Annotated in this window: 13 protein-coding genes; 7 read left to right on the forward strand and 6 right to left on the reverse strand. The window is 68.4% G+C overall.

Annotation, left to right across the window (positions count from 1 at the left end):
• The first annotated feature begins 205 nt into the window (after nt 1-205).
• Together AP428_RS02400 and AP428_RS02405 are read left to right on the forward strand one after the other, a co-directional pair.
• Complete coding sequence (locus AP428_RS02400; protein WP_011544866.1) at nt 206-1,396, forward strand: gamma-glutamyl-gamma-aminobutyrate hydrolase; 1,191 nt, start codon at nt 206-208, stop codon at nt 1,394-1,396.
• A gap of 115 nt (nt 1,397-1,511) precedes the next feature.
• Nucleotides 1,512-2,210, forward strand: coding sequence for a DUF2968 domain-containing protein (locus AP428_RS02405; RefSeq protein WP_012328113.1), 699 nt, complete (start codon nt 1,512-1,514; stop codon nt 2,208-2,210).
• Nucleotides 2,211-2,288: 78 nt separating this feature from the next.
• On the opposite strand, the gene AP428_RS02410 is transcribed toward AP428_RS02405, so the two are convergent.
• Entirely contained in the window at nt 2,289-3,251 is a 963-nt protein-coding gene (locus tag AP428_RS02410; RefSeq protein ID WP_227745852.1) for a hypothetical protein, read from the reverse strand.
• Nucleotides 3,252-3,616: 365 nt separating this feature from the next.
• On the opposite strand from AP428_RS02410, the gene AP428_RS02415 reads away from it, so the two are divergent.
• Nucleotides 3,617-4,912 (forward strand): MFS transporter, encoded by a 1,296-nt coding sequence (locus AP428_RS02415; RefSeq protein WP_054927505.1) that lies wholly within the window; start codon nt 3,617-3,619, stop codon nt 4,910-4,912.
• Between the two features lie 80 nt (nt 4,913-4,992).
• Here the strand turns inward: AP428_RS02415 and AP428_RS02420 are convergent, their stop codons facing one another.
• A complete protein-coding gene (locus AP428_RS02420) occupies nt 4,993-6,900 on the reverse strand; it encodes a tetratricopeptide repeat protein (protein ID WP_054927506.1) in 1,908 nt (635 codons plus the stop codon).
• 58 nt (nt 6,901-6,958) lie between these two features.
• Between AP428_RS02420 and AP428_RS02425 the strand changes: the two genes are divergently transcribed.
• Complete coding sequence (locus AP428_RS02425) at nt 6,959-8,605, forward strand: FAD-dependent monooxygenase (RefSeq protein ID WP_054927507.1); 1,647 nt, start codon at nt 6,959-6,961, stop codon at nt 8,603-8,605.
• Between the two features lie 8 nt (nt 8,606-8,613).
• On the opposite strand, the gene AP428_RS02430 is transcribed toward AP428_RS02425, so the two are convergent.
• From AP428_RS02430 to AP428_RS02445, 4 genes are read right to left on the reverse strand one after another with little or no spacing between them, the layout of a single operon-like run.
• The gene (locus tag AP428_RS02430; RefSeq protein WP_054927508.1) at nt 8,614-8,865 is read right to left on the reverse strand and encodes a formate dehydrogenase subunit delta; all 252 of its coding nucleotides are present in this window, start codon (nt 8,863-8,865) and stop codon (nt 8,614-8,616) included.
• Nucleotides 8,866-8,872: 7 nt separating this feature from the next.
• Complete coding sequence (fdhF, locus tag AP428_RS02435; protein WP_054927509.1) at nt 8,873-11,824, reverse strand: formate dehydrogenase subunit alpha; 2,952 nt, start codon at nt 11,822-11,824, stop codon at nt 8,873-8,875.
• A 17-nt stretch (nt 11,825-11,841) separates the two neighbouring features.
• Nucleotides 11,842-13,419, reverse strand: coding sequence for an NADH-quinone oxidoreductase subunit NuoF (locus AP428_RS02440; RefSeq protein WP_054927510.1), 1,578 nt, complete (start codon nt 13,417-13,419; stop codon nt 11,842-11,844).
• A complete protein-coding gene (locus tag AP428_RS02445; RefSeq protein WP_006476589.1) occupies nt 13,416-13,916 on the reverse strand; it encodes an NAD(P)H-dependent oxidoreductase subunit E in 501 nt (166 codons plus the stop codon). The genes AP428_RS02440 and AP428_RS02445 overlap by 4 nt, the downstream gene beginning before the upstream one ends.
• 130 nt (nt 13,917-14,046) lie before the next feature.
• On the opposite strand from AP428_RS02445, the gene AP428_RS02450 reads away from it, so the two are divergent.
• From AP428_RS02450 to AP428_RS02460, 3 genes are all read left to right on the forward strand, one after another.
• Nucleotides 14,047-15,153, forward strand: a complete 1,107-nt coding sequence (locus tag AP428_RS02450; protein WP_054927511.1) for a substrate-binding domain-containing protein — start codon at nt 14,047-14,049, stop codon at nt 15,151-15,153.
• Between the two features lie 101 nt (nt 15,154-15,254).
• Entirely contained in the window at nt 15,255-15,524 is a 270-nt protein-coding gene (locus tag AP428_RS02455; protein ID WP_006476587.1) for a hypothetical protein, read from the forward strand.
• A 356-nt stretch (nt 15,525-15,880) separates the two neighbouring features.
• The gene (locus tag AP428_RS02460; RefSeq protein WP_011544878.1) at nt 15,881-16,234 is read left to right on the forward strand and encodes a DUF4148 domain-containing protein; all 354 of its coding nucleotides are present in this window, start codon (nt 15,881-15,883) and stop codon (nt 16,232-16,234) included.
• Nucleotides 16,235-16,346: the final 112 nt, after the last annotated feature.

A 16,346-nucleotide genomic window follows, 5' to 3' on the forward strand; every position in this document is an offset into this window, starting at 1 on the left:
ATTATTGTGATATATCACTGGTGTCCAGCGCGGTTGACGTCAGACGGGCAGCGCCGGTGCGTGAGGCCAGCCGCTCCGCGGCGCGACTTGCCATCGACTTGCAACAATATCGACAGGATGTTGCAGGTTTGCCGCGCGATCGTGCACTGAAGCATAATGAATCCTCGTCTATCCCTACGCGCGAGCGACGCACCAGACCATCGTCATGAGCGAAAACACGCCTTCTTCGGCCGGTCTGCCCGGCACCTCTTCCGCTTCTTCCGATTCCCCCCGTCCCGATCCGGCGAAAACACCCGATGCGCCGGCCCCGCAGGCCGCCGCGCAGAACGTCGCCGATGACGGCGCGTCGCCCGTCACGGCCGCATCCGAGCCGGGTGCGCCCGGTGCGGCAGGCGCCGTCGGTGATGGCGCTGCGACGGCCGCGCCGCTGAAGCCGGGTGCGCCGCCGCCCGGATTCGGCGCGCCGCCCGATTTCGACACGCCGCGGCCGCCGCCCGCGAGCGCGCAGAATGCGCCGCCGGCCTACCTGAAGCAGAGCGACACACCGTGGTCGGTGTTCGGCCGGATCGTCGCGGCGCGAGCGCGGCGGCTGTTCGATCGCGCTGGCCAGCGCATTACCCAGCGCACGTTGCGCATCGGCGTGTCGGCGCGGATCTTCCATCCGGAGCCGGGCGCGAAGGGGCTGCGCGGCAAGACGCTACAGTATCTCGAGGAATCGATCGCTCACTGGGTGATGTCGCGCGACGTGCTCGTGTTCATGATTCCGACCGTCGGCCATCAAGGCATGATCCATCCGAGCAACATCCGCCTGCGCGATTACGCGAAGCATCTCGATGGCCTGCTGCTGCAAGGCGGCGCCGACGTATCGCCGCAGACCTACGCGGCGTCGGATGCGCGTCCCGAATGGCCGGGCGATCGCGTGCGCGACATGTACGAGCTCGAGCTGCTGCACGAATTCGTCGAGTCCGGCAAACCCGTGCTCGGCGTGTGTCGCGGCTGCCAGCTGATCAACGTCGCGTTCGGCGGCTCGCTGTACCAGGACATCGCCACCGACGTGCCGACCGCGAATGCGCACGTGAGCGAGCATTACGACCAGCATCGTCACGCGATCCGCTTTCCCGATTCGTCGACGCTAGCGAGCATGTTCCCGGGGCGCAGCGAGGCGATCGTCAACTCGATTCACCACCAGGCAATCCGCGATCTCGGCCGCGATCTGAACATCGAGGCCGTGTCGGCGGGCGACGGGATCATCGAAGGCATTCGCCATCGGCGTTCGCCGTTCGTCGTCGGCGTGCAGTGGCATCCGGAGTTCCACCGCGCAGGCGGCTCGGAACTGCTCGACTGCACGCCGCTGCTCGATGCGTTCCTGCGCGCGGCGCGCGAAACGCGCCTGTAGCACGCCGAATTTTCCGTGTTGGACGAAGGCCGGCCGGGTCCCGATAAATTCGAGATGCGGCCGTTTCGTTTTGAACGATAATCGCGAGTTCCGATTCGTTCGCCGGAGTCTGACGTTGGCTTTCCGAAACTTTTCCCCTGCACGATGCGCAACGTGGATCGTTGCACTGGTTGCCTGCGCGCAAGCGGGCACGGCCTGGTCCGCCGAGGCAACCGCCCCCGTCGCCGGTACGCGTCCGGCGGTCACGAGCCTGAGCGGCAGCGCGTCGCCGGCGGCATCGGCCGCGGCCGAGACGGACGCCGCCGCGCAAGGCAACGTCGCCGAGCTGACGCAGATGCTGCACGACGGCCGGATCGTCGAGATGCGGACGACGTACAACGGCAGCTACGGCGCGAGCCTGATGTTCGATCCGCGCGAGATGACGTATTACGTCGCGCTGTTCCAGGACAAGAACCTGTGGCGCGTGATCCGTTCGCAGGAAAAGAATCGCGCAGAGATGGTGTACGCGAACTTCGTCCAGCAGACCGCGCAGCTCGCCGATATCGAAATCCGCCGGACCGAGCTGCAGGCGCAGAAGGCATTTCTCGAACGCGTGATCGCGCTGCAGGCGAATCGCGCGCAGCAGTTGCAGGCCGACCTGAGCGTCGCGCGCAGCCAGCAGGCCGAAGTCGCGCAGCGGCAGCGGTCGGCGCAGGAGCAGGCCCAGGCGCTGCAGGTCGAGAAGCGGGCTGCGCAGTTGCAGTTGCGCGATCTGCAGGAGCAGGTGCGGCAACTCGAGAGACAGAACGAGACGGGGCTGCCCGCGCACAAGTAACGATTCGTCGAACAGACGGAGCGAGACGAACGAAAACCCGGCGAAGCGATCTTCGCCGGGTTTTTTATTGCGCGGGCGTCAGTGCGCGAACGCGTCCGGCACGTCGGTCACGCGGCGGTGCGACAGTTGCGACGTCCAGTCGAAACCGGCCGCGCTCGGGTGCGCCGGGCGGGCCGGCTGCGTGGCGCGCAGCGCGTTCGCCATGGCGATCAGCGTGGCCGGATCGTCGAGCGAGTCGCGTGTATCGCGCGTGTCTGCCGTGCGCGGCGGTGGAGCGAGCCGATCGTGTGTGCCGGTGTTGGTCGTAGCGCGCTGGAGCGGCGCACGCTGGGTCGGCGGATGTGCGGCGAGTCGCGGCACGACCGGTGTGCGGGGCGGTGCCTGCGTCGTGCGCTGGCCGGTTGCCCGACGGGGCGACGCAGGCGCGGCGTGCCGCATGTCGGACGCCGTTTGCGGATGAAGCGATGGGGGGCGAAGCGGGGCGCGGTGCGTGGCGGGCGGCGTTTTCATCGTGTTCGCGACAGGCGCCGCGACCTTGCGCTGCGGCGCGGCGTTCGTCGAGGTGGCCGGGTGAGTCGCGGCCATATGTATGGTGCCGGTCGACGTCGTGACGTGATCGGCCACACCGCCGGTCGCTTGAATCGCATACGCGGGACCGAAGCCCGCGGGCGGGTCGTACGTGCCGATCAGCCAGCCGATGATGCCGAGTGCGCCGATGCTCCAGTAGAGCGCGTACATCGCGCGCCGGTCACGAGGGCGGCGATGGCGCAAGCGCCGACCGGTGGCCGCAGCCGGCGGGGCAGGCAGCCCGCCCGAAGCCGGCAGCGCGGTCGCCGGCAGCGGTTGCCACCGGCATGCGGAGTGCGGCCAGTCGACGTCGATGCAGGACGTCGTCAGTGTCGCGAGGCAGTTCTTGCTGGACCGTGCACCGGGGGCACCGAGAAATCGCCATTCGCGACCGAACGGCGGGACCTGATCGAGCGGGTTGATGCGAGGGCGGGCGAGCGCGCCTTCGACCGGGACGAGGGGCGATGGGATCATGAAAGGGGTACGTCGTGCGACACGGGCGACCGTGCCGGCGCGGCGCGGAAATGTCGTCGCAAATCGTGACATTGTGGTCAGCCGGCGAAGGCAGGTCGATTAGATCAATCTGATTCTTGTGCTCGTTTTGGGGCGACTTGTACGAGGCGGATGCCGCGACGGCCGTGACAGGGGGCGCCAAGGGGCACCACAAGGCAAATGTCGGCCTGGCGTGGCATGATTCGCGAATCATGCCGGCGGCGTGCCGTTACGCGCCGTGCCGCCGGCGGGCAGCGATGCCCGGGCGCGCGGGCCCACCCTGCGCGTCGCGCATCGTCGGATTCATGCGGCGCGGTATTCGCGCCACCCGAGCTGAGCGAGAAAACATGTCCACAGCGTCCCCTGCGATCGCGCAGGAATCGAAAGTCCGCACCGTCTTCCGGGTCGTCAGCGGCAACTTCCTGGAAATGTACGACTTCATGGTCTACGGGTATTACGCGTCGGCCATTGCGAAAACGTACTTTCCGAGCGGCAACGCGTTCGCGTCGCTGATGCTGTCGCTGTCGGTATTCGGCGCGGGTTTCCTGATGCGCCCGGTCGGTGCGATCGTGCTCGGCGCGTACATCGATCATCACGGCCGCCGCAAGGGGCTGATCCTGACGCTCGGGCTGATGGCGATCGGCACGCTCACCGTGGCCGCGATCCCGGGCTACGCGACGATCGGCGTGCTCGCGCCGGTGCTCGTGCTGCTCGGCCGGTTGTTGCAGGGCTTCTCGGCGGGCGTCGAGCTCGGCGGCGTGTCGGTCTACCTGTCGGAGATCGCGACGAAGGGCCACAAGGGGTTCTATACGTCGTGGCAGTCGGGCAGCCAGCAGGTGGCGGTCGTGTTCGCCGCGTTCGTCGGTGTCGTGCTGAACCGCACGCTGCCGGTCGAGGAAATGACCGCATGGGGCTGGCGCATTCCGTTCCTGATCGGCTGCCTGATCGTGCCGTTCCTGTTCCTGATTCGCCGGTCGCTGAAGGAGACCGATGAGTTTCTTGCGAAGCGTCACCGGCCGACGATGGGCGAGATCATGCGCTCGATGCTCGACAACTGGGGTGTCGTGGTGGCCGGCATGGGGATGGTGATCATGACGACGGTGTCGTTCTACATGATTACCGCGTACACGCCGACCTTCGGCAAGGAAGTGCTGCACCTGTCGTCGCTCGACGCGCTCGTCGTGACCGTTTGCGTCGGGATCTCGAATCTCGTGTGGCTGCCGCTGTCCGGCGCGCTGTCCGACCGCATCGGTCGCCGCCCGGTGCTGATCGCCTTCACCGTGCTGACGCTGGTGTCGGCTTACCCGGCCGTGCTGTGGCTCGTCGGCGATCCGTCGTTCCTGCGGCTGCTCGCGGTCGAGCTGTGGCTGTCGTTCCTGTACGCGTCGTACAACGGCGCGATGGTCGTCGCGCTGACCGAAGTGATGCCGGCCGACGTGCGGACGGCCGGCTTCTCGCTCGCGTACAGCCTGGCCACGACGATTGGCGGCTTCACGCCGGCGATCTCGACGCTGCTGATTCACCAGACGGGCAACAAGGCGGCGCCGGGACTGTGGCTGAGCGTGGCCGCGATCTGTGGCCTGATCGCGACGCTCGTGCTGTATCGCACGGCCGATGCGCGCAACCAGTACAAGTCAGCCTGACGGCGGCCGGTATATCGCGCGGTGTCGGCCGCGCATCACATTGAAAAGGGAGCGCATCGCGCTCCCTTTTTCGCTTGCGGTCATGCGTCGCGCAGCATGTCGGCCACCGAGGCCGCCACGTCGCGCCACGCGCCCGGGGCCGGCTGGCGGGCGATCCTGGCTCGCGGATACCACGGACAGTCGTCGCCGGTGAACCAGCGCCAGTCGGCCGCGAACGGCAGCATGACCCACAGCGGCTTGCCGAGCGCGCCCGCGAGGTGCGCGACCGCCGTGTCGATCGTGACGACGCCGTCCAGGCGCTCGATCAGCGCGGCCGTATCGGCAAAGTCGTTCAGCCGGCCGTCGAGACGATGCACGCGCGGATGCGCGTCGACGCGCGCCCGTTCGTCGTCGTCGAGCGCGGGCTGCAGCACGATCCAGTCGATGTCCGGCAGCGCGAGCAGCGGCGCGAGCGCGTCGAACGGCATCGAGCGGTTTTCCTGCGCCTGCCGGCGCCCCGACCATGCCAGGCCGAACTTGCGCTTCGATTGCCCGCCGAGCGAACCGCGAAAGCGTCGCCGGGCGCCGTCGGGTGCGTCGAGGTAGCGCGAGCCGACGATGTCGTCCGGCTGCAGCCCGAGCAGGAACGGCAGGCTCATCAGCGTGCACGCGACGTCCGCGGCAGGCGGCTTCGCGGCGCCTTGCGGGACGAGCGTCACGCGCCAGCGCGATGCGGCCGGCGTCAGCAGCGCGACGAGTTCCGGCTGGACTTCGAGCACCACGCGCGCGCAGCGTGCGCGGGCCAGCGGCACGAAGCGGACGAACTGCAGCGTGTCGCCGAACCCCTGTTCCGCGCGGATCAGCAGCGTGCGCGACGCGATCGGCTCGCCGTGCCAGCGCGGCAGCGCGCCGAGCGGTGTCGCGCCGGGCGTCTCGTGGCGCGCTTCGTAGGCGGGCAGGCCGCGCGTGAAGTCGCGCAGCGTCAGCAGCGTGACCGCGCGGTGCAGCCGCGCGAGCGTGAGATCGGGCGCGACCCGCAGCGCCTGGTCGAAAGCACGCAGCGCCATCTCGTGCGCGCCGAGCGCGTGATGCGCGTTGCCAAGATTCAGCCATGCGAGCCCGAACGACGGATCGAGCCCGACGGCACGCTCGTAGTAGGGCAGCGCGTCGCGGTGGCGCGCCTGCGCGCAGAGCGCATTCGCGAGCCCGAACAGCGCGAGCGGAAACGGCGGGTGCAGCGCGAGCGCGGCTTCGAATGCCGCGGCTGCCTCGGCATGCCGGCCGACCGCGTCGAGCGTGTTGCCGAGATTGAAATGCGCGGCGACGAACCGCGGCTGCGCGGCGATCGCGGCCTGGAAGTGCGTGATCGCCTCGTCGGCGCGACCCATCGCGCTCAGCGCCATCGCGAGGTTGTTGTGCGCACCCGCATGCCCGGGCCGGAGCTCGAGTGCGCGACCGAACGCGGCGAGCGCGTCGTCGTGGCGGCCGAGCGCGTTCAGCGCGTTGCCGAGATTGTTGTGGATCGACGCGTCGTCGGGCGTGAGCCGCAGCGCACGGCCGAAGGCGTCGATCGCATCGTCGTGACGCTGCAGTGCCGCATACGCGTTGCCGAGGTTGTAGTGCGCGAGCGGAAATTCGGGCGCGAGCGTCAGCGCGTTGCGAAAGCGGTCGATCGCTTCGTCGAGCCGGCCGAGTGCTTTCAGCGCGTTGCCGAGATTGAGCTGCAGCGCGGCGTCGTCCGGACGCAGCGCGACGGCGCGGCCGACGAGATCGGCCGCCTCGGCGTGCTGGCCCTGCTGGTGCCGCAGCACGCCGAACAGGTGCAGCGCGTCGGCATCGGCGGGGTTGGAGGCGAGCGCGTTGCGATAGCCGTGCTCGGCCTCGGCGAGGCGGCCGGCACGGTGTGCGGCGTACGCGTGGTCGAATGCGGAATCCATGACGCGAAAACTGGCGGAAAGCGCGTATTTTCCCACACCGCGCGGCGCGGCCGCGTATCGGCCGGTCGGCATATGGCCCCGTGACGCGGAGCGGCGTAGACTTGCAGAGTCGCGTGTCATCGAGGTTCTCATGGCTGACACACTGCCTGATATCCCGCCCGTGCTGATCGTCGGCGCGGGGCCTACCGGCCTCGCCGCGGCGATGAGCCTCGCACGGGCCCGCGTGCCGGTGCGCATCATCGATCGTCTCGTCGCGCCCGCGCCGTTTTCGCGTGCGATCGGCATCCAGGCGCGCACGCTCGAACTGCTGGAGCAGCATCGCGCGGTCGAGCCGTTTCTCGCGCTCGGTCATCGCGCGCATGCGGCCGAGCTGCACGCCGACGGCCGCGTGATCGCACGGCTCGATTTCGATCCGCTGCGAACGCGCTATCCGTATCTGATGTTTCTCGACCAGAGCGTTACCGAGCGGCTGCTCGCCGAGCACCTGGCCGGCATGGGCGTGAGCGTTGAACGCGGGACGGTGCTGACCGGCTGCGATGCGGGCGGCACGTCGCTCGACGTGACGCTGCGCCGCGCCGACGGCCGCGACGAGTCGTTCGCTCCCTCGTACCTGATTGCCGCCGACGGCGCGCACAGCACGGTGAGGCATCTGCTCGGCCTGGGCTTTGCCGGGCATGCGTTCGAACAGACTTTCCTGCTGGCCGATTTCGCGGCGATACCCGACTGGCCGGACGAAGAGATTCACCTGTTCACGACACCCGCCGGCATCGCGGGCCTGTTTCCGATGGGAGGCGGCCGTTACCGGCTCGTCGCGGACCGGCCTCCGCGCAGCGACGCGTCGCCCGACGCGCCGGCGCCGTCGCTCGACGAATGCGACGCGATCATCCGCGCGCGCGTCGGCGCATCGATCTCGCCGAGCGATCTCGCGTGGTCGTCCTATTTTCACCTGCACAGCCGGATGGTCGACCGGCTGCGTCACGGCCGCGTGTTCTTCGCGGGCGACGCCGCGCACGTCCACAGCCCGGCCGGCGCGCAGGGCATGAACACCGGCATCCAGGAGGCGTTCAACCTGGGCTGGAAGCTCGCCCGCGTCCTCGGCGCAGGCGCGCCCGAGCGATTGCTCGACACGTATCACGCGGAGCGCCACCCGATCGAGCGGGACGTATTGCGGCAGACCGGTTTCGTCACGCAGATCGTCGAAGCCGAGCGCGGCGCGATGAAGCTGCTGCGTGATCACGTCGTGCCGCTGCTGGCGTCGTTCGGGCCGATGCGCGACGCGGTCAGGCGCACGGTCAGCGAGCTCGGCGTGCAATACCGGAAGAGTTCGCTCACGCTCGAGCGCGTGCTTGATGGCGGCCCGCGGGCAGGCGAGCGGGCGCCCGACGCACTCGTACACGTGCTCGACGGGCCGCTCGGCCGCGCGCCCGGCACGGCGCGGCTATACGATCTTCACGATCCGGCCTGCTTCACGCTGTTGCTGCTGGAAGAGCCGGTGGATACCGACGCCGGCGAGGTGCCGCCGATCCCGGCCGATGCGCAGAGGCTCGTGCAGGGGCTCGAGCGGATCATGCCGGAAGCGGTGCGCGTGTGGCGTGTCGCCGATGCCGAAGGCGATGGTACGGCCGGGCTCGCGCAGGAATACGGCCGCTCGCGCCCGTCGTTCTATCTGCTGCGGCCCGACGGCTACGTTGCCGCGCGCGGGCGCACGGCGACCGACGCGAACGCGCTGCTGCGCCACTGCGAAACCTGGTTCGCGGGCATGTCGGTATCCGCGTAGCCGCGCGATCAGGCGGGCGCCGCGGCGGGGACGAGCGACGCGCGATGCGCGGCGATCGCATCGCGCACGATCGGCGTCGCGCGCTGCCCGGCTTCGCTCGACGGATCGTCGAGCGCGGTCAGCAACCCACGGCGCATCCGCGGCTCCCAGAAGCGCCGGATATGCTCGGCGATCCCGGTTAGCGCTTCATCGCGATCGGGCATCGATTCGAAGAATGCGCCGATCTGGTTGGCCATGTCGATCAGGTGTTCGCTGTTCATCGCAGTCTCACTTGCCCGTCGTCACGGCGGCCGGCTCGGCGGCGCGGCGCTCAAGCAGGTCGAGCTGCTCCGAGTTGAAGCGCGCATACGCTTGTTGCCAGTCGGACGGTTGCGCAACCGGCATCACCTGAACGGCCGTCACCTTGTATTCCGGGCAGTTCGTCGCCCAGTCGGAGCTTTCCGTCGTGATCACGTTCGCACCCGATTCGGGGAAGTGGAACGTCGTGTAGACGACGCCCGGCTGCATGCGCTCGGACACCAGCGCGCGCAACACCGTCTGACCGGCACGCGACTCGATGCCGACCCAGTCGCCCGTCCGGATTCCGCGATCTTCCGCGTCGTGCGGATGGATCTCGAGGCGATCCTCTTCGTGCCACCGGACGTTCTCGGTCCGGCGCGTCTGCGCGCCGACGTTGTATTGCGACAGGATGCGGCCCGTCGTCAGGATCAGCGGATAGCGCTGCGTGACTTTCTCCGGCGTCGGAATGAACTTGGTGATCACGAACCGGCCCTTGCCGCGAACGAACGTGTCGATGTGCATGGTCGGCGTGCCTTCCGGCGCGTGTTCGTTGCACGGCCACTGGATGCTGCCGAGCGCGTCGAGCTTCGCGTACGACACGCCCGAGAAGGTCGGCGTGAGCCGGGCGATCTCGTCCATGATTTCGGACGGATGCGCGTAGTGCATGTCGTAGCCGAGCGCCTGCGACAGCAGCAGCGTCACTTCCCAGTCCGCGTAGCCCGCGAGCGGCGGCATCACCTTGCGCACGCGCGAGATGCGGCGCTCCGCGTTCGTGAACGTGCCGTCCTTCTCGAGGAACGTCGAGCCCGGCAGCAGCACGTGCGCGTATTTCGCGGTTTCGTTCAGGAAGATGTCCTGCACGACGATGCATTCCATCGCCGACAGCGCGGCCGCGACGTGCTGCGTGTTCGGGTCCGACTGGACGATGTCCTCGCCCTGGCAGTAGAGCCCCTTGAAGCTGCCGTCGAGCGCCGCGTCGAACATGTTCGGGATGCGCAGGCCGGGCTCCGGCTGCAGCGTGGCCGACCAGGCTTCTTCGAACTGCGTGCGCACGACCGTGTCGCTGATGTGCCGGTAGCCGGGCAGTTCGTGCGGGAACGAGCCCATGTCGCACGAACCCTGCACGTTGTTCTGGCCGCGCAGCGGATTGACGCCGACGCCTTCGCGGCCGACGTTGCCGGTCGCCATCGCGAGGTTCGCGATGCCCATCACCGTCGTCGAGCCCTGTGCGTGTTCCGTCACGCCCAGGCCGTAATAGATCGCCGCGTTGCCGCCCGTCGCGTAGAGGCGCGCGGCCTCGCGCACCAGTTCGGCCGGCACGCCCGTCACGTCGGCGGTCGCCTCGGGCGCATTGTCGGCCTGCGCGACGAAGTCGCGCCATTGCTCGAACGCACGCGTATCGCAGCGCTCGGCGACGAATGCGTCGGCCACCAGCCCTTCGGTGACGATCACGTGCGCCAGCGCATTGACGATCGCGACGTTGGTGCCCGGGCGCAACTGCAGATGATGCGTGGCCTTTACGTGCGGGCCGTCGACGACGTCGATGCGGCGCGGATCGATCACGATCAGCTTCGCGCCTTCGCGTATGCGCCGCTTCAGCCGCGAGCCGAACACCGGATGGCCGTCGGTCGGGTTCGCGCCCATCACGACGATCACGTCGGCCTGGCCGACCGAGGCGAACGTCTGCGTGCCGGCCGATTCGCCGAGCGTCGTCTTGAGGCCATAGCCGGTCGGCGAGTGGCACACGCGTGCGCAGGTATCGACGTTGTTGTTGCCGAACGCGGCGCGCACGAGCTTCTGCACGAGATAGGTTTCCTCGTTCGTGCAGCGCGACGACGTGATGCCGCCGATCGAATCGCGGCCATACTTCTGCTGCAGCTTGCGGAACTGCGTCGCCGCGTAGGTGAGGGCTTCGTCCCAGCTGACTTCGCGCCACGGGTCGGTGATCTTCTCGCGGATCATCGGCTTCGTGATGCGGTCCTTGTGTGTCGCGTAGCCCCACGCGAAGCGTCCCTTCACGCACGCGTGGCCTTCGTTCGCGAGCCCGTTCTTGTGCGGCGTCATGCGCACGACCTGCGTGCCCTTCATCTCGGCCTTGAACGAGCAGCCGACGCCGCAGTACGCGCAGGTCGTGACGACCGAGTGCTCGGCCTGCCCGAGCTGCACGACGGATTTTTCCTGCAGCGTGGCCGTCGGGCAGGCTGCCACGCACGCGCCGCACGACACGCATTCCGACGCCATGAACGATTCGCTTTCGCCGGCGGCGACGCGCGATTCGAAGCCGCGCGCGGCGATCGTCAGCGCGAACGTGCCCTGCGTTTCCTCGCACGCGCGCACGCAACGGTTGCAGACGATGCACTTCGACGGGTCGTACGTGAAGTACGGGTTCGATTCGTCCTTCGTGTCCTTCAGGTGATTCGCGCCATCGAAGCCGTAGCGCACTTCGCGCAGGCCGACCACGCCGGCCATGTCCTGCAGCTCGCAGTCGCCGTTGGCCGGGCAGGTGAGGCAGTCGAGCGGATGGTCGGAGATGTACAGCTCCATCACGTTGCGGCGCAGCGACTGCAGCCGGTCCGACTGCGTGCGCACCTTCATGCCGGCTTCGGCGGGCGTCGTGCACGACGCCGGATAGCCGCGTCGGCCCTCGATCTCGACGAGGCACAGCCGGCACGAGCCGAACGGTTCGAGCGAATCGGTCGCGCAGAGCTTGGGGACGTTGACGCCGGCTTCGATCGCCGCGCGCATCACCGACGTGCCGGCCGGCACCGTGACCGGCTGGCCGTCGATTTCGAGCGTGACGTCGGTGTCGGCATGCCGTTGCGGCGTACCGTAGTCGGTGTCGTCGAACGGATCGAATGCGCGCGCCTGGGCGGCGCTCTTGCACGCGCATTGGCCCGAGCCGCAGCCGCCTTGGCGGACGTTATTCGTGTCGAGGGACATGCAGGGCTCCTTCTGGGTCAGGCCGCAGCCTTGACCGGGCCCGACGCGGCATCCTTGCCGGCAGCGAGCCCGAAATCTTCGGGGAAATGGTCGAGCGCGGACAGCACCGGGTACGGGGTCATGCCGCCCATCGCGCACAGCGAGCCGGCGAGCATCGTGTCGCACAGGTCGCGCAACAGCGTGACCTGCCGCTCCGACGTATCGCCGTGGCGAATCCGCGCGATCGTCTCGACGCCGCGCGTGGAGCCGATTCGGCACGGCGTGCACTTGCCGCACGATTCGATCGCGCAGAACTTCATCGCGTATTCGGCCAGCTCGGCGAGATTCGACGTGTCGTCGTGCAGCACGATGCCGCCGTGGCCGACGACCGCGCCGATCGCCGTGTACGCCTCGTAGTCGAGCGGCACGTCCCACTGATGGTCGGGCAGGTAGGTGCCGAGCGGGCCGCCGACCTGCGCGGCGCGTGCCGGCCGGCCGCTGGCCGTGCCGCCGCCGAAGTCGAACAGCAGCTCGCGCAGCGTGACGCCGAACGCGAGCTCGACGAGGCCGCCGTGACGGATGTTGCCGGCAAGCTGGAACGGCAGCGTGCCGCGCGAGCGGCCCATCCCGTAGTCGCGATAGAACGTGGCGCCGCGCGCGAAGATCACGGGCGCCGTCGCGAGCGTGATCACGTTGTTGATCACGGTCGGTTGGCCGAACAGGCCCGCGAGCGCGGGCAGCGGCGGCTTCGCGCGCACGACGCCGCGCTTGCCCTCGAGCGATTCGAGCAGCGCCGTTTCCTCGCCGCATACGTACGAGCCCGCGCCTTTCGCGACGTGCAGCTCGAACGCATGCGCGGAGCCGAGCACGTGCTCGCCGAGCCAGCCGGCTTCACGCGCGCGGACGATCGCGGCTTCGAGCGTCGCGATCGCGTGCGGGTATTCGCTGCGCACATAGATGTAGCCGACCGTCGCGCCGGTGGCGACGCCCGCGATGATCATCCCTTCGATCAGGCAGTACGGATCGCATTCCATCAGCAGGCGGTCGGAGAACGTGCCCGAATCGCCTTCGTCCGCGTTGCATACGATGTATTTCTGCGCGGCGCGTGCTTGCCGCACGGTACGCCACTTGATGCCGGCCGGGAACGCCGCGCCGCCGCGGCCGCGCAGCCCCGATTCGATCAGCGTTTCGCAGGCGGCGTCGCCATCGAGCGCCAGTGCGTTCTTCAGGCCGGCGAGGCCGCCGTGCTGCAGGTAGTCGTCGATCGACAGCGGATCAGTCAGGCCGATCCGCGCGAACGTGAGCCGCTGCTGACGGGCGAGGTAGGGCAGCGCGTCGACGAGGCCGACACTGCTCGGATGCGTGCCGCCTTCGAGCCAGCCGGCGTCGAACAGGGCCGGCACGTCGGCGGCCGACAGGTTCGCATAGCCGACGCGGCCGGCGGCCGTCCCGACCTCGACGAGCGGCTCGAGCCACAGCAGCCCGCGCGACCCGTTGCGGATCAGTTCGACCGCGATGCCGCGCCGTTCGGCTTCGGCCACGATCGCGGTGGCGAGCGCGTCGGCGCCGAGCGCCAGCGCGGACGAATCGCGCGGAACGTAGATGCGGGTCGTCATGCGGCCTCCGGTGTGTGGGCGACCGCGTCGGCCAGCAGCGCGTCGAACTTCTCCGGCGTGACCTTGGCGTGGAGCACGCCGTTGACCGTCATCGACGGCGATTGCGCGCACAGTCCGAGGCAATAGACCGATTCGAGCGCGACGTCGTCCGGCGTACGGGGCGCGGCGGCATCGCCGTGCGCGGCATCGAACCGGCAGCCGGTGCGGGCTTCCGCATGGGCGGCGAGCGTTTCGCAGCCCATGCTGCGGCACGCTTCGGCGCGGCACATCTGGATCGTCACGCGGGCGGGCGGCGCGGTGCGGAAGTGATGGTAGTAGGTCAGGACGCCGTGCACTTCCGCGCGCGACAGGTTCAGCGCCTTGGCGAGCGGCGCGACGCAGCCCGGCGGCACGTAGCCCGCGTCGTCCTGGATCGCGTGCAGGATCGCGACGAGCGACCGGCCGGCGCGCGCATGGCGCTCGACGAGCACGTCGGGCGCAGGGGAATTCGGGGACATCGTTATGCTCCTCCAAAGTCTCATATGCGCTCGCAATTCATATATGGCGCAGCGGGACTTGGTTCTGATTGATTTTGACCAACGATAAGCGGAAGATTTCGCGGTCGCAATAGGAAATTGGAGTGCATAATTGATTCGAATCGAATGCGACGCGTATCTGACCGTACGCGACACGGAAGGCCGCTCGGCCAGTCTGTCCGACGTCGCTCCACTGCTGGAACTCGTGGCGGAGACGGGCAGCATCGCGCAGGCCGCGCAAGCCAAGGGACTGTCGTACCGGCATGCATGGGGCATGCTCCGCGCGCTGGAATCGTGCATCGGCGGGGAGTTGATCGAAACCGCGCGCGGCAAGGGTTCGACGTTGTCGGCGCTGGGGCAGGCCGTCGTCGATGCGCAGCGTCTGGCACGCAGCCGCCTCGACGGGAATCTGCGCACGCTCGCGGCCGAGGTGGCCAGTGAGCTGAACCGGCGGCTCGCGCAGCGCGACGGCGCCGTGCGCATTCATGCGTCGCATGGTTATGCGGTCGCGACGCTGGTCTCCGCGCTCGTCGATGCGCAGGCGGCCGTCGACATCAAATATCGCGAGAGCGTCGAGGCCGTGCAGGCGCTCGCGCGCGGCGAATGCGACCTCGCCGGCTTCCATTTGCCGCGCGGCGCGTTTCGCGCGCAGTGCGCGCAAATCTACCGGCCCTGGCTCGACGACACACGCCACGTGCTGATCCACCTGACGCGCCGCCAGCAGGGGCTGTTCGTGCCGCGCGGCAATCCGAAGCAAGTGCGCGGGCTGGCGGATCTGGCGCGCAACGACATCCGCTTCGTCAATCGCCAGCCGGGGTCGGGCACGCGCATGCTGCTGGATCTCGCGTTGCGCGCGATCGGCATCGATCCTGAGCGCATCGACGGCTATGCGTCGGCCGAACTCACGCATTCGGCGATCGCGGCGTTCGTCGCGAGCGGCATGGCCGATCTCGGTTTCGGCGTCGAGCCGGCCGCCCGTCACTTCGGGCTCGACTTCATCCCGATCGTCGACGAGGATTATTACTTCGCGTGCGAACGTGCGCGGCTCGATGTGCGGCCGCTCGCCGATGTGCTGGCGCTGCTGCGCGACGCGCGGTTCGTCGAGCGCGTCGCGCATCTCGACGGCTACGATCCGGCCGCGTGCGGCGCGCTGGAACACATCGCGACGGGGCTTGCCGGCAGCGACGGCACGAGCGTGCCGGATCGCAATTCCCCGTAACGAGAACGCGACCGGACCGCGCTGCAGCAGTGGGGGATTTGCGCTACGCTTGCCGCTTGATCAACGTTCCAACAAGCACGCCGTTCAGGCGTCATCCCGCCATGAAATTTTCCGTTCCCCTTGCCGCGGCAGCGTTGACCGCAGGGCTGCTGATCGTCGCTTCGCCGCTTGCGTTCGCGCAGAATTCCCCGGGTGTGCCCGGCGGGATCCTGAGCGAACAGTTCCGCCTGAACGAACATCCGCAGATGCCGTTCGCGGCGTCGGCGCCTTCCGAGAAATACCAGAGCGGCAAGAAGTCGGCATTGCGCCGCAAGGGTGACCTGGGCGACCCGAACGGCTGCAACCTGAAGTGCCCGATGGATACCCGGTAACGCGCAGGCGGCGCGTCTGCGCCTGAATGGGGCGCGGTCTTCTGCGCAGCGGCTCGATCGACTGATAGACGGCTGCGCACGTTCCGCCCCGATTCCGCTTTATTCGAGCCCCGCGAAGCCCGTCGCCTCGCGGGGCTCGTGCTTTTCGGCGAGCCTTCTCGCAACGCGGGGGCGGACGAAGCGACCGATCGCCCGCGTTGCCGTTCCGACAGGAATATAGGGTTAACCCGTAAATCAGGAAGGATGTCTTCCTGAAACCTGCCTTATTCTTAAGCATCTACCTACATAAACTTCGGTTTGTCGGCGCTGATCAAGGTGTTCACCGCCGAATCAGACAAATCTGGAGGTAGGTCATCATGAAGTCGCTCGTTCAAGCCGTTGTCGTTGCCGCTGCTCTCGTTGCCCCGGTCGTGTCGTTCGCCCAGTCGGGTTCGACGATCACCCGTGCGCAGGTTCGTGCCGAACTGGTTCAACTCCAGCAGGCCGGTTACAACACCGCCCGCGGCGAAGATCCGCATTATCCGGAAGCGATCCAGGCCGCAACGGCACGTATCGCGGAGCAGCAGCGCAGCGCGCTGGCGCAAGCGCAAGGCGCCGACGCCAGCGGCTACGGTGCGCAGGCACAGGGCGCTTCGGCGTCCGGATCGCGCGCCATGGGCGTGCGCCCGGCCAGCGCGGAAGAAATGAAGTCGCTGTATCGCGGCAGCTAAGCCGCACGTTGTCTGGTATGGGCGAACACGGGCGCGGCGATGCGTCGTGCCCGACGCCTGCGCCCCGGGCCGGCCGCCATTCGGCGCAACCAATGATGGCGCCGGCGCGGCA

It is taken from the genome of Burkholderia sp. E168m22 (assembly GCF_001319805.1).
Classification (GTDB): domain Bacteria; phylum Pseudomonadota; class Gammaproteobacteria; order Burkholderiales; family Burkholderiaceae; genus Burkholderia; species Burkholderia orbicola.